Origin of the sequence: Wolbachia endosymbiont of Onchocerca gibsoni, assembly GCF_029169405.1 — a bacterium.
Classification (GTDB): Bacteria; Pseudomonadota; Alphaproteobacteria; order Rickettsiales; family Anaplasmataceae; genus Wolbachia.
This window is the reverse complement of record NZ_JABUMP010000001.1, coordinates 150,421-164,779: the sequence shown is the minus strand read 5'-3', so window position 1 is coordinate 164,779 and position 14,359 is coordinate 150,421. Positions and strand designations below refer to the sequence as shown.

At 33.0% G+C, this 14,359-nt stretch carries 9 protein-coding genes and 1 tRNA gene; 8 read left to right on the top strand and 2 right to left on the bottom strand.

Annotated elements, in window-relative coordinates; genetic code table 11:
• Both pyrF and HSX44_RS00600 read left to right on the top strand, forming a co-directional pair.
• Window positions 1–438, top strand: a 438-nt coding sequence (gene pyrF, locus HSX44_RS00605) for an orotidine-5'-phosphate decarboxylase (RefSeq protein WP_275601856.1), incomplete at its 5' end; no start/stop codon positions are given.
• Window positions 439–1,043: 605 nt separating this feature from the next.
• The gene (locus HSX44_RS00600; RefSeq protein WP_275601855.1) at window positions 1,044–1,271 is read left to right on the top strand and encodes a hypothetical protein; all 228 of its coding nucleotides are present in this window, start codon (window positions 1,044–1,046) and stop codon (window positions 1,269–1,271) included.
• Between the two features lie 25 nt (window positions 1,272–1,296).
• Here the strand turns inward: HSX44_RS00600 and hemF are convergent, their stop codons facing one another.
• Window positions 1,297–2,121 (bottom strand): oxygen-dependent coproporphyrinogen oxidase, encoded by an 825-nt coding sequence (hemF, locus tag HSX44_RS00595; RefSeq protein ID WP_275601854.1) that lies wholly within the window; start codon window positions 2,119–2,121, stop codon window positions 1,297–1,299.
• 106 nt (window positions 2,122–2,227) lie between these two features.
• Here hemF and HSX44_RS00590 point away from each other — a divergent pair, with 106 nt between their 5' ends.
• The 4 genes from HSX44_RS00590 to HSX44_RS00575 all read left to right on the top strand — a co-directional run bounded on the left by HSX44_RS00590 (window position 2,228) and on the right by HSX44_RS00575 (window position 9,289).
• Window positions 2,228–4,708, top strand: a complete 2,481-nt coding sequence (locus HSX44_RS00590; protein WP_275601853.1) for a response regulator — start codon at window positions 2,228–2,230, stop codon at window positions 4,706–4,708.
• A gap of 493 nt (window positions 4,709–5,201) precedes the next feature.
• Window positions 5,202–5,276: transfer RNA gene (locus HSX44_RS00585), tRNA-Arg, on the top strand.
• Between the two features lie 93 nt (window positions 5,277–5,369).
• Window positions 5,370–6,479 (top strand): molecular chaperone DnaJ, encoded by a 1,110-nt coding sequence (gene dnaJ, locus HSX44_RS00580; RefSeq protein WP_275601852.1) that lies wholly within the window; start codon window positions 5,370–5,372, stop codon window positions 6,477–6,479.
• A gap of 1,811 nt (window positions 6,480–8,290) precedes the next feature.
• A complete protein-coding gene (locus tag HSX44_RS00575) occupies window positions 8,291–9,289 on the top strand; it encodes a pyruvate dehydrogenase complex E1 component subunit beta (protein WP_275601851.1) in 999 nt (332 codons plus the stop codon).
• Here HSX44_RS00575 and mgtE read toward each other — a convergent pair.
• Window positions 9,286–10,656, bottom strand: coding sequence for a magnesium transporter (gene mgtE, locus HSX44_RS00570; protein ID WP_275601850.1), 1,371 nt, complete (start codon window positions 10,654–10,656; stop codon window positions 9,286–9,288). The two genes, HSX44_RS00575 and mgtE, sit on opposite strands and share 4 nt — an antisense overlap.
• A gap of 154 nt (window positions 10,657–10,810) precedes the next feature.
• On the opposite strand from mgtE, the gene prfB reads away from it, so the two are divergent.
• Window positions 10,811–11,939 (top strand): peptide chain release factor 2 gene (gene prfB, locus HSX44_RS00565; RefSeq protein ID WP_275601849.1). Its coding sequence is split into 2 segments (ribosomal slippage): window positions 10,811–10,885 and window positions 10,887–11,939, totalling 1,128 coding nucleotides; the frame shifts between segments, so codons are not numbered across the junction.
• 266 nt (window positions 11,940–12,205) lie between these two features.
• Entirely contained in the window at window positions 12,206–14,038 is a 1,833-nt protein-coding gene (gene typA / locus HSX44_RS00560; RefSeq protein WP_275601848.1) for a translational GTPase TypA, read from the top strand.
• Window positions 14,039–14,359: the final 321 nt, after the last annotated feature.

The following is a 14,359-nucleotide window of genomic DNA, read 5'->3' as shown; positions in this document are numbered from 1 at the left end:
GAAATATTGACATTACATGTCAGCGGTGGAACAAAAATGCTAAAGGAAGCTCTAAACGTAGTGAAAGACACAAAAATAGAACTGATTGGGGTAACCGTATTAACTAGCATGAGTAACAAAGATCTAAGCAAGCTTGGAATAGCAAGAAGGACAAAATCACAGGTAATTTTATTGGCAAAGCTTGCAAAAAAAATTGGTCTACATGGAATAGTCTGCTCTGCAATGGAAGCTCAGGAAGTGCGTAAAGAGTGCGGCAAAGGCTTTAAAATTATTACTCCAGGAATTCGCATAGATCCCAACCATGATGACCAAAAAAGAACAGCAACACCAAAAGAAGCGATAGATTCAGGAGCTGATTATATTGTAATTGGTAGGCCCATCACAAAGAGTGGCAGTCCTACAAATAGTATAGAATTAATACTAAAATCATTGACTTGATTGAGGCTGAAAAAATTTAAAAAAGTGCTTAATACGAACAAACAGGTATTGTACAATGTTATTGTTTTTATGTTTTTTCTCCTTGAACTTAGTTAAGTATTATACATGTGTAGTGCTGCTTAAAGAGTAGCCACTCACTGATGTTACTCACTCCGTTAATGAATTAGCTTGTATCATAAGAGTAACTTAAAATGATAAATGATCTCGCAGACTTAAAGAAATTAAGAGCAAAGGGTGCATTGATTCTACAATAATTGAACAATTATACAAGCAAATAGTATAGATTTTAGCATAAGTAATAAGTATCTTCCTAATTATATCTACAAGAAAGTGGAAAGTAGTTTATCAAACAAAATTCTCAATAAAGGTAAATAAATAATGTTTGTATTACTCCTTAGATGAATATCATTCCAAAAAATAAATCACTTTCGATAAACAGAAATAAATTAAAAAACATTAAACTACTAAAATCTCATAAGCCAACATTTTTGACCTAAGCTTATTGCTTGAAGCTAAAGATATCTTATAAAAGTACCAACATATCAATCTACCAACATGCTACCTACACTGAATAAAGGGGGGATAAAATACTAAGAGACCCTTACATGAATAATAAACCTTATATAAAGTTTTTTACCATTAAACGCATCAATGGAGAGGTTGTGAACACTACAGCTATCAAACAGTTGAAGGTTACAAGCTTAAACAAAGAATTAAAAACTTCTGTAGCACATCTTCAGAAATGCTTTACTTCTATACCTTTTAACCCTTGTATTTCCTCCTGTACGTTCAACGTCATACACACTGAAATAATAGTCAGAAACTGTCAGTAATATCACGTTATTTAGTCTGTAACCCCTATAACCACTTAACTAGAGGTGGCATTGACATCATAATCGCATCTGGATCACCATCAGTCATTAAACCAAACCTTGTACCACGATCATAAAGCAAATTGAACTCTACATACCTACCACGTTTTATCAATTGATCCTCCCGCTGCTCCTTCGTCCAAGGTTTTTGCATATGCTGATGTATGATATGCAAATAAATTTTTAAAAAGGTTTCGCCTATTGCTTTTATAAATCTGAAATCACTCTCCCAGCTACCAGAATCAAGATTATCATAAAAAATTCCACCAATACCACGTGGCTCTTTTCTATGTTGTAAGAAAAAGTAGTTGTCACATTGTTCTTTGAATTTTGGATAATACGCAGTATCAAACTCATCACATGTTTTCTTAATTGACTCATGAACATACCGATAATCTTCGCTATCTTTATATGTCGGAGTAAAATCCATTCCTCCACCAAACCACCGCTTTGATGTATATATTAGTCTTGTATTCATATGTGCCGCAGGAACAAGAGGCGACTGCATGTGAGACACTAAAGATATGCCACTCGCCCAAAACTTTCCATTACTTTCATTTGCACCAGGAATTTCATTTATAATCGAATCTGTAAACTTTCCATATACCTTTGAAACGTTTACTCCTACTTTCTCAAAAACACTACCGTAAACAATTATAGATTCACCACCCCCACCACCTGGACGATTCCATTTTCTTTTTTTAATCTTCGGATTTGTAAATAACCGTTCTTCAACCAACAAAAAAGATTTTACGATTTTATCTCTTAGCACACAGAACCACTTAAAAGCTTGCATTTTTTGTTCTTTCATGACGTTTTACCAATAGTGCCAAAAATTCTAATAGCAATTATATACCAAAGATGTTAATAAGTCTATAGTAATTAAATAGGTATAATAAAGAATTGTTGTACGTAAAATGAGCAAAAGGTACATAGATAGCAAGAAGGAAAACAGGGTTGACTTCATATTAAGAAACCATGGAATATCAATCATCTTTATTGGAGCCATTATGACCTTACCTCCGATAATAATATCAGCACTTTACTTTCTTGATAAATATGATTGGCATATTAATATAAAGGTCAATATGCTAGTTAGCACCCTCATGACTCTCTTTATGATATATAACGCAAAGCGTCATAGATACCTGCTTAGTATTACAGAATTCCAAAATGCAATATTTGCAAGTGCACTCAATCATAATACAGAGTTTTGTCTCATTTTGCACAAAGATGAGGGTGTCGTTTATGCTGACGCAAGATTCTACGAAAGGTTCAAGGAACACATAGATAATAATGTTACACTAGATAAGCTTCTCGAAGCAGGAAATATTTCAGAGAAAGACAAAAAAGCATTATATAATGCGCTAAAAAATAACTCTTCTACACAAGTACGCATTGCTTTAAGCAAGAAAAATAAGACATCTAATTTTCTCTTACTTTTTGACCCGATATCAGATAATCCCCAAGTTGCTCTAGATAACAAAAAGGTATTAAACTTATCATTAGCACCAATAGCAAGACCGCATGGGTATTTTGTGCTAAAAGCAACACAGATGAACAAAGAACAGGTATATGAAGAATTAATAGAAAAGCACAATATAGGAACTTATATTGCAAATACTAAAGGAGTGATTCTATATGTAAATAAAAGGTTCTTAGACATATTTGAATTAAGAAAATTTGAAAAAGGCAGTTTAATCAATGATTTTATATTTCAATCTAATTATAATAACACAGCAACTAACAATGAGATTTTGTTTTGTACCGTAAACGGCGTTCCATTTAAAGCTTATATGAGCACTGCTATGTTTTGTGATAAATACAGTCATAATTATATATATGGCTTAATTACACCAGTTGAATCAAACATAGCTGACTATCAACTACACCCATGTTTTACAAATTCATCAATTGCTATTGCACAGTGTGATTCAAGTGGCAACTTCATAAAGAAAAACACAGCGTTAATAAAACTTGCAGGTCCAGATACTAACTCAATCTTTACATTAATATCAGATGACTATCATATAAAAATACATGAATATTTTTCGAGTAACAGAATAAATAATGCATCCTTTGATGTACAGCTCAGCAACAACGATAATATGAAAATATACTTCAATAAGTTTCTTCATAATAGGGCAATGTTTATACTTTGCTATTTTGTTGACAACACCGAACATAAAAATCTAGAAGTAAAGCTCGAACATTATCAAAAAATGCAGGCTATAGGACAGCTAGCAGGNGGTATCGCACATGATTTTAACAATATTCTGACTGGAATAATAGGATTTTGTGATTTGCTTTTACTTCAGCACTCAGTTAGTGATCCATCTTTTAGAGATATAATACAGATACAGCAAAATGCAAAACGTGGGTCAAATTTAGTTAAGCAATTACTTGCCTTCTCAAGAAGACAGACTATGCAACCAAAGATTATTGATGTAAATAGTACGATAGCCAACCTTTACGAAATGATAAAAAGATTAATAGGCGAGAATATAAAATTCACTGCTTATTATGGCGAAGACTTAGGTATGGTTAGGGCTGACCAGGGACAATTAGAGCAAGTTATTATTAACTTAGTAGTCAATGCTAATGCTGCAATGGAAAAAGGGGGAGAACTCACCATACAAACTTTCAATAAAAAGATTAATTCGCTCAATTCTACACCCAAAAATATGTTTTCTCCAGATAAAGAAAGAATTGAACACGGAAATTATGTTGTAATCGAAGTAATTGATACAGGATGTGGAATGATAAGTGACACAATTCAAAAGGCATTTGATCCATTCTTTTCTACTAAAGATATTGCTTCTGGTACTGGCCTTGGCCTCTCTACTGTATATGGTATTATCAAACAAACTGAAGGATATATCTATGTTACTAGTAAAGTAAACTATGGAACTAAATTTAGCATATTTTTGCCTATGGTTTATATATCAGATGAAAATGATATAGAGAAAGATGTCAAAGAAATAGAAAAACCTGTAGTAAATGAAGTTAAAAGTAATGGTACGATTTTATTAATTGAAGATGAAGACTCAGTAAGGGAATTTACTACTAAAACATTACAAAGAAAAGGATTTGATGTGATAGAAGCTAGCATAGGCAGTCAGGCACTGGAAATAATAAGTAAAAAAAGCCAACACATAGATCTAATAATCACTGATGTAATAATGCCAGAAGTTAGTGGTCCAGAGATAGTCAAAGAAGCCTTAATTCATAGACCAGATATAAATGTCATTTTTATTTCTGGATATGCAGAAGATGCATTTTTAAAAAACGACAACATTAATATAGAAGATTTCCACTTTTTACCGAAACCATTCACTTTAAGTGAATTGGGAAATAAAGTTCAAAGTGTACTACACAAAGTAGAAAAAACAGTTTAATTTTAGGTATTAAAAAAATCTTCTAATATAAAAATTACTAACATATGTATAATAGAGTATTTTATGCGTAAGATAAAAGACGTAAAATAGTGCTTTCAAAAACACTATTTTTTACCCTCATTGTTTCAAAAATCCCTAAACACATTCTACTAACACATTACGCCTTTTATCTACAGTACATTTTGTAATTCATGCATCATTAACTATTTCCTAATTACTAGAACAACTTATATAAGCTTCTGCCATATCTGGTGCTACCACACTCACTATTTTTAGTGCACCAAAAAACACAACAGTAAATGCACCGAGCGCAAAAAGTATTAGCCAAAAGCACTTAATTACCTATTCTTTTTGAGATATATTTTACTATACTATATATCACTTCTGATATTTCATCTCTTGTTCTATTCTGCTTAATAATACTTGCATCAAATATAAAAGAAAGAATTATTGAATTAAGCTGTAAAACCTGCTAAAGTTCACTTCATAGAAGGCACCCTTAGCTCAGTTGGATTAGAGCATTTGACTACGGATCAAAAGGTCGAGCGTTCGAGTCGTTCAGGGTGCATTCTGTTTTTAGTACACGCAGAAAACACAAGCCACACTTGAAATTGATGTATGAAATACTTACCTTTAAAGGTTAAATACTGAACTATCATATATGAGTACAAAAGATTACTATGAGCTGCTGGGAGTAAGCAGAAACGCTAGCATTGATGAGATAAAAAAAGCATACAAAAAATTAGCATTGAAGTATCATCCAGATAGAAATCCTGGTAACAAAGAAGCAGAGGAAAAATTTAAAGAAATAACAGCTGCATATGAGGTTTTATCTAACCCCGAAAAAAAAGCAAGTTATGATAGTTATGGTCATGAAGGTGCTTCTGGTGGGTTTGACTTCAGTCAAGCTGCGGGAGACTTTAGCGACATATTCAATGACTTTTTTAGCGGAGGATTTGGGGAATCAGGAAGATCAAAAGCAAAAAGAAGTACACCAGGAGTACCTGGATCAGACTTACGTTATGATCTTGAAATTACTCTAGAGGATGCGTTTAAGGGAATACAAGCACCTATACATTACGTTACAAATGTAAAATGTGACATGTGTCTAGGTACAGGCAGTGAAGGCGCAATCAAGCCAATTCAGTGCCACACGTGCCGAGGAAGTGGTAGGATCAGGGCTCAGCAAGGCTTTTTTACAATCGAAAGAACTTGTACTACATGTTACGGGGAAGGTGAAGTAGTACAGAACAAATGCAAAAAATGCGGTGGAAATGGGCGTAAAAGAGATGAAGTAAATATATCAGTTTCAATTCCAAAAGGCATAGAGGAAGGCGCTAAAGTAAGAGTAAGTGGTAAAGGAGAGGCTGGAGCAAAAGGTGGAAAAAACGGAGATTTATATGTATATGTTAAAATCGTTCCACATAAAATCTTTACTCGGAATAAAGCAGATTTACATTGCAAAGTACCTGTAAGAATGACACTAGCAGTGCTCGGTGGTGAAATCGATGTACAGTCAATTGATGGAGTTAAAATAAAAGTAAAGGTTCCTGAAGGCACTCAAACTGGTACTAAACTACGTTGTAGAGAAAAGGGTATGCCATATATGAACTCAAACGCACGTGGCGATCTATATGTACAGGTAATAGTTGAAACTTTAAACCCAAAGATTTTAACTAAAAAGCAAGTTGAGTTATTAAAAGCACTTGAAGAAGAGGAAAACATGCAACAGCAACCTGAAGGTTTTTTTAATAAAGTAAAAAAAAAGTAAAAAACTTACTAAACGATGTTAAAAGTAGTTTTAGGTTTTTTTAATTGTTCCCCATTAGCATAGTGCTTAAAACATAACTGTACAAACATTTTATGCAAGCTTACTCAATTATTATTTTGAGCTTTATCAAAGGAATTAGTATTTTCTTATAAAATCACTCATTTCTTTTCTTACACAAGCAGTGCTAAAACATTGATCTTTTGAATACAACTATTAAAGCAGCATGTAACATCATTTAACCCATTTAGAGAGTAGTCTGACTCTCTTATATACCCATAAATAATAGATATAGCTTTGCTCCGCAATATTTGATAAAATATCACAACCAAAACTTTTTGGCACTCAGTATACTTTGTACTGTGTTCTTTGATGTAAAAAGCTATGTAATAAGATTAATTAGCATTATAGGCAGTACTAAAAAGATGCTTCCATTATGAATAAGTGTGAAGAAACAAAAAAAATAAATCCACATCATTTTTGTAAAACTGCACAGCAACAGTCCATAAACTGAGAGGAAAAGGTTGAAATATAAAGAGTTTGTAAAGGTGCTACAAGAAGCAAGTAAAAGCTTAAACAAGCAACAACATATTAAAAGAAAGAAGCAATAAAAAAATAAGTTTATAAGCTGCAAATGCTAGATGATGCTATAACAATAGACACGTTACTGCTTTACAGTAGAGATAATACAATCATTACTAAGTAATGATCGAGTAAATCCTTCATTGTAAAGTAATAAAACTCCAAGAGATATGTTGGTGATTTGCTAAGTAGGAACACCATAATATAAATATTAAGAAAAGCAGAAAAAACTATTCACTAAAGAAAGTGAAAGATCTCAACATAAATCTTCAAAATAAAAGTACTTATCATTACCCTCAGAGTAATTATAGAATTTCCAATTCAGAACTATACGATTCTGTATATAGTGATAAGAGTATTAGTGACAACAGTGGTTCACGGTTCGAGGCAACTTGAAATTATATCCAACACCTCTTCCCATTTTGAAATCAATCTTAGCAGAATAAATAATATTGAAGAAAATATTAATTCATGATCTGAAAATATACTGCAACTTCAAAAAGAGAAGATTGAAAAATTTAAAGCTTAACCAGAAAAATTATATGTTCAGATCAAGAATAAAGAGAAAAAAGAATCAATCACCAAAACAAAAAAACAAGATTTAGAAAATAAAAACACACTCACTTAATAGTGAACAAGGCAAAATAAAATTTCACTATTCTAAGACAAAAATAGCATCTAAAAAAGAAATGAGAAAAATTAAAAAGTAGAGCAAAATATTAATGCAACATCCCCAGAGAATGGACTCCTTCATATATTATATTACTATAATTCAGTGATATAAATGCAATGAAAGCTTACATTAGAAAATAGGTAACACAAATCTTAACGTTAACAGATAAAAATGGATGGACTGTTTCACATCATGCTACACACAACAATCTAATCATTCAGATGAAATAGAGTGGCTACTAAAAAAAGAAGCAGACTTTAATAAGAATAATTAGAAAAAATAAAAACTAAAATGAAAGATTACGAAAAACAGATCTTTTGACCTTAACAAAGGTACAGATCAGAGTTACAGGCAAATGCATATCTAAATCGAGTTAAGTTCATATTGAAAAATTACTAATAGAAGAAAAAGCTATAGCATAAAGAGTAAACTTGTTGTAAACACATGACCCATAAAGCAAAAATAGCACAAAACCATTTCTCTATAGAAATATACTACTTTACTAGGCCCTGGTAATTTTGATATAGTCACCTTAGTAAAAGTCTACAAAAGTTTATAAATGGCAACTTTAAGCGTTAGAGAAGCTTTATGCACAGCAATTAGAGAAGAAATGCAAAACGATCATGATGTTTTTATCATAGGTGAAGAGATTGCAGAGTACGATGGTGCTTATAAAGTAACAAAAGGGTTGCTGAAAGAATTTGGAGAAAGTAGGGTAGTTGATACACCTATTACTGAACATGGATTTGCTGGTCTTGCTGTTGGAGCAGCACTTGCTGGACTCAAGCCGATAGTTGAGTTTATGACTTTCAATTTTTCCATGCAGGCTATCGATCAAATCGTGAACTCTGCAGCAAAAACAAATTACATGTCAGGTGGGCAACTTGGATGCTCTATAGTATTTCGTGGACCAAATGGCCCTGCAGCAAGAGTTGCTGCACAACACTCTCAATGCTTTGCATCTTGGTACTCGCACATACCAGGATTAAAAGTGATAGCACCCTACTTTGCCTCTGATTGTAGAGGTTTACTCAAAGCAGCAATTCGTGATCCAGATCCAGTAATATTTTTAGAAAACGAGATCGCTTATGGACATGAGCACGAAGTTTCTGATTCCGAGCTATCAAATAAAGATTATCTACTTGAAATAGGTAAAGCTGCTGTTATTCGAAAAGGAAAAGACGTAACTATCACTGCTTTTTCGTTGAAGTTAGTGGATGCCTTAAATGCAGCAGATTTGCTTCTAAATGAAGGCATAGAAGCTGAAGTTATTGATCTTAGAACTTTAAGACCATTTGACACTGAAACTGTTATTAATTCTATTAAAAAGACTAATAAATTAGTGAGTATAGAAGAGGGTTGGCCATTTGCAGGAGTAGGAGCAGAGTTATCAGCCATTATTATGGAACATGGGTTTGATTATCTTGATGCCCCAGTTGTAAGGGTAACTGGCAAGGATGTTCCCTTACCCTATGCTGCAAACCTAGAAAAAAAAGCGTTACCGCAAATAGAAGATATAGTTGAAGCTGTACATCAGGTTTGCTTTAGAAAAACTTAGTTATTCAGCAGAAAAAACGCAGCTAAACTGAGAAATATAAAAGCTGAAAGAATATCAGTTGTGGCCGATGTTAGGATTGAAGAAGAAACGGCAGGGTCGGATTTTAAACGATGGAGCATTATAGGAATGAAAGTTCCAATAAACGTTGCAATAGTCGACATCATAACCATGGAAGCCACAAAAATAATCTCCACTTTAAAAGTGTGAAATCTTATTGTTAATACCACAAGCGAAATAATAGATAGAATTATTCCATTTATCAAACCTATCAAAAACTCTTTTATCAGTATTCTGTTTGCATTTTGCTCAGTTAAATGTTTTGTTGCGATTGCCCTGATGGTTAACGTTACTGTTTGAGATCCTGCGTTTCCGCTCATTGATGTAATTATTGGCATAATTATTGGGAGTACTACAAAGCTCTCTATTACACTGTCGAAAAAACCAACTACTATAGAACATAGTGTTGCTGCTAAGAGATTAAATAATAACCAAGGTAACCTTTGAATTATAGTTTTATGTATAGGAGCATTTATATCGGCTTTAGAAGATACACCACTTATTTTAAGTACGTCCTCCTCTGTTTCTTGTTGAACAACTTTTATGACGTCTTCGATTAAAATCACACCTATAATCTTACCTCGCTTATTTACTACTGGAGCTGATAGTAAAGAGTAATCTTTAAATATTCTTGCTACTTCCTCTTGATCCACTCCAGTTTTAATGATCTTTATATCTTGGCTCATTATCTCTTTTATTGTTGTTTGCCCTGAATTGAATATTACCTTACTTAAGTTAACACTACCTATAGGTTCAAGTTTTGAATTAATTATAAAGATTTGATGAAATTTTTCTGGTATTTTTTTATAGTTACGTAAAAATTCTATTAGTTCATTTATCGTCCAATAATATGGAGCTATAACCATATTTTTATGTATCAACCTTCCTGCACTTTCTTCTGGATACGATAATAACTCCTCTACTGGCTTTCGAGTTGTACTAGGCAAGTAGTTAAGTATGTTCCTTATAGACTTTCTATCTAAATCTTTGACTATGGTTACTATATCTTCTACGTTAAGAAGCATTAATAACTTTGCGGTATCTTTCACTCCTAGTGTTTCTATAATTTCTACTTGTAAATCTGGTACTACATGCACTAGAGCATCACTTAACAAGTGTTGGTCTAAAATACTAACTAGTTTTTCTCTGTGATCACTGATTGAAGTGGATAAAAAATATGCTAACTGAATGCTATCTATTGTTTTTACAATCTTACGAGCATTTTCTAACTTTTCGTTATCAAGTGATTCAATTAGGTCATCAATAGCTTTTTTATCTAAGCCATAATGAGAATTTATTTCAACATTCATATTTTTACCTTACTTCTCAATAAATACACATACTTGATTCATTTAAACATTAGAGTATAATAAGATTGTTTTAAATTAACTATTATATGGTTAAATTTCTATTTTGTGTACTGTTATTGCTATTGATAGTGAATATACTAAAACCTAAAGCATAATGAAAACCCATTTAGAAATCTTTAAACATTTCCAGAGCTTAGCTAAAAGCATTTCAGTTATCAGGAGGTGTCTTTGACATAGAGAAATTAAAGTCACGCCTTGTAGACTTAGAATCTCAAGCTGCAGGTGATAATCTATGGCAAGATAACCAAAAGGCTCAAAAAATTTTAAAAGAGCGCTCTAAAATTAAGAATGATGTAGAGTCATTTTTAAAGCTAGAAAGTGACTACAAGGATGTTGTTACCTTAATGAAATCTGCTATTAATAAGAATGATAAAGAATTTTTCTCTGAAGTTGAAAATGAACTAATAGAACTAGAGAAACTAATCAAGCGTAAAGAAGCAGAATCTTTATTTACTGGTAAAGCAGATATTAATGACTGCTTTTTGGAAATCCACTCAGGAGCTGGGGGAACAGAGAGCAACGATTGGGCTCAAATGCTTATGAATATGTATATAAGGTGGGCTGAAATTTATCATGACTTTAAAGTCGAAATTGTGGAAAAATTAGAAGGGGAATCAGTCGGAATAAAATCTACGACGATAAAGATCATTGGAGAAAAAGCTTATGGATGGGCAAAAAGTGAAAGTGGTATTCACAGATTGGTCAGAATATCGCCATTTGATGCAAACAGTAAACGCCACACCAGTTTTGCAAGTGTAGGAGTTACCCCGGCAATAGAAGATTCAATTGACATTGCTGTAGATGAAAAGGATTTAAGAATTGATACTTACCGCGCTTCAGGAGCAGGAGGTCAGCATGTAAACAAAACTGAAAGTGCAGTGCGTATAACGCATATTCCAACAGGTGTTATAATTCAGTGCCAAAACAGCCGTTCTCAACATCAAAATAAAAATGAGGCATTAAAACTACTTAAAGGACGTTTATATAAAATTGAACTGAAAAAAAAAGAACAAAAAACAGCTCAAGATTATGATAAAAAATGCAACATAGGTTGGGGCAATCAAATCAGGTCATACATTATGCATCCGTATCAAATGGTGAAAGATTTAAGAACTGGATATGAAGTTGGCAATATAAACTCCGTTTTTGATGGTAATATAGATTGTTTTATAGTTAACATGCTCACTAATAAAAATTANGTAGAGTTTGACTTTTTATCGTAGTACGTTTATAAAAATCTCTTACTATTTTTTTTAGATAAATTAACTTTTACTTATATTTTTACTGTTTTCCATAATCACCATAGATACGTGATTTACTCATAAATTTTTTAATTATTAACTCAAATTAATCCTTATAAATTATTGAATTTCCTTGTGTGTTATCTGTCAGATACTTGAATGGCATCTCCTTCTACATAACTTTGGTCATTTACTCCAAATATATTACATGTATACTTATTACCAAATTAAACTTAAAATAATAAGAAATGAATGAATTCAAATCAATTCGTAATATCGCAATAATTGCGCATGTCGACCACGGTAAGACTACTTTACTTGATAATATGTTAAAACAAAGTGGCATGTTTCGTGAGAACCAAGAAGTACAAGAGCGAATTATGGATAGTGGCGATCAAGAACGTGAACGTGGAATTACAATACTTGCAAAATGCACATCAATAATGTGGGGCAATGAGAAGATCAACATCATTGATACACCAGGGCATGCAGACTTTGGTGGAGAAGTAGAAAGAGTACTGTGCATGGCAGATGGAGTGCTACTACTGGTTGATGCTGTAGAAGGTCCAATGCCGCAAACTAAGTTTGTGTTGTCAAAAGCGCTAAAAGCAAATTTAAAGCCAATTGTGATAATTAACAAGGTTGATCGACCAAGCAGCAAAATTAATAAAGTATTAAACGAAATATATGAACTGTTTTTTAATCTTGACGCAACTAATGAGCAGCTAGATTTTCCAGTATTGTATGCTTCTGGTAGGAATGGCTGGTGTATTAAGAAACTTTCTGATGAGAGAAAAGATTTAAGCCCATTATTTTCAACAGCTATAGATCATATAAAACCTCTTGTTTATAACCAAAATGCACCTTTCGCTATGCTAGTCACTTTACTTGAATCTGATAAATTTCTTGGCAGAATATTGACAGGAAAAATTTACCAAGGGATCGTGAAAGTCAACTCTGACCTTAAGGTATTTAATCTCGATGGTAAAGTAGTTGAACGAGGGAGATTAATTAAGTTACTATCATTTTCTGGCTTAAAACGTATTCCAGTAGAGCAAGCTGTAGCAGGTGACATAATTGCAATTGCAGGGCTTGAAAAAGCTTCAGTCTCAGACACCATAGCAGCACCGGAAGCTACAACCGCAATAAGCTCAACTCCGGTTGACCCACCAACAATGGCAATTACTATAAGCGTTAATGACTCTCCTTTCGCCGGACAAGAGGGAACAAAACTTACTTCAACTGTTATAAAAGACCGTTTATATGCAGAAGCAGAAACAAATGTTGCAATTACTGTAACTACAACATCAAGTGGTGAGGCATTTGAAGTGGGTGGACGTGGTGAGCTACAACTTGGAGTGTTAATTGAAAATATGAGGAGAGAAGGCTTCGAACTTTCTATTTCACGTCCTCGGGTCTTCTTTAAAGAAGAAGATGGTAAAAAACTTGAACCTATAGAGGAGGTGGTAATTGATGTAGATGATGAGTATAGTGGAATCATCATGGAAAAACTCAGTTTCCGCAAAGGTGAAGTAACTGATATTAGACCTTCTGGTAATAGTAGAACAAGATTAACATTTCTAGTACCATCAAGAGGACTAATTGGCTATCAAGGAGAACTTTTAACTGATTCTCGAGGTACTGGTATAATAAACCGTTCATTCCATAGTTATGCTCCATATAAAGGTTCAATTTCTGGAAGGCGCAATGGGGTATTAATTTCCATTGATAAAGGTGAAGCTGTGGCGTATGCAATTTTTAATTTGCAAGACAGGGGAGTTATGTTCATTAAGCCACAAGACAAAATGTATTGTGGTATGATTATTGGTCAGCATAATCGTGATAACGACTTAGAGATAAATGTACTCAAAGGCAAACAGTTAACAAATATAAGAGCTACAGGCAGTGATGAAGCTATAAAACTTACTCCGCCAAAAATAATGACTTTAGAGGAAATGATAGCATATATAAATGACGATGAATTAGTGGAAGTAACTCCAAAGTCTATACGCTTACGTAAGAAATTCCTTGATCCTAATAAACGTAAACGTGCAGAAAAGGAAAAAATAAAGAACAGATAGATAGAGGTTCCTGTTTTGAATAAATATTTAACTATATCACTTATATCATTGGATCCCTCATATAACCTACTTTTTCCCGGTAGGTAACTTTTATCAAAACTTGCTATACTCGCTCAAACATTGCAAGTATTCTGCAATGCTCATCTATGTTTCTCTTTAAAATTTCTTACCATAAGTTAGCTATGCAAGAGATATATATTTTAGCCTGGAAGTTGTATTTTTCTCTTTTCTCGAGTTTCAGCATCATATACTTTTTAGTGTGCAAGCGTTATAATTTGCAGGCTAACTTGTATAGCAGAATGAAATATCAAACAATATCCT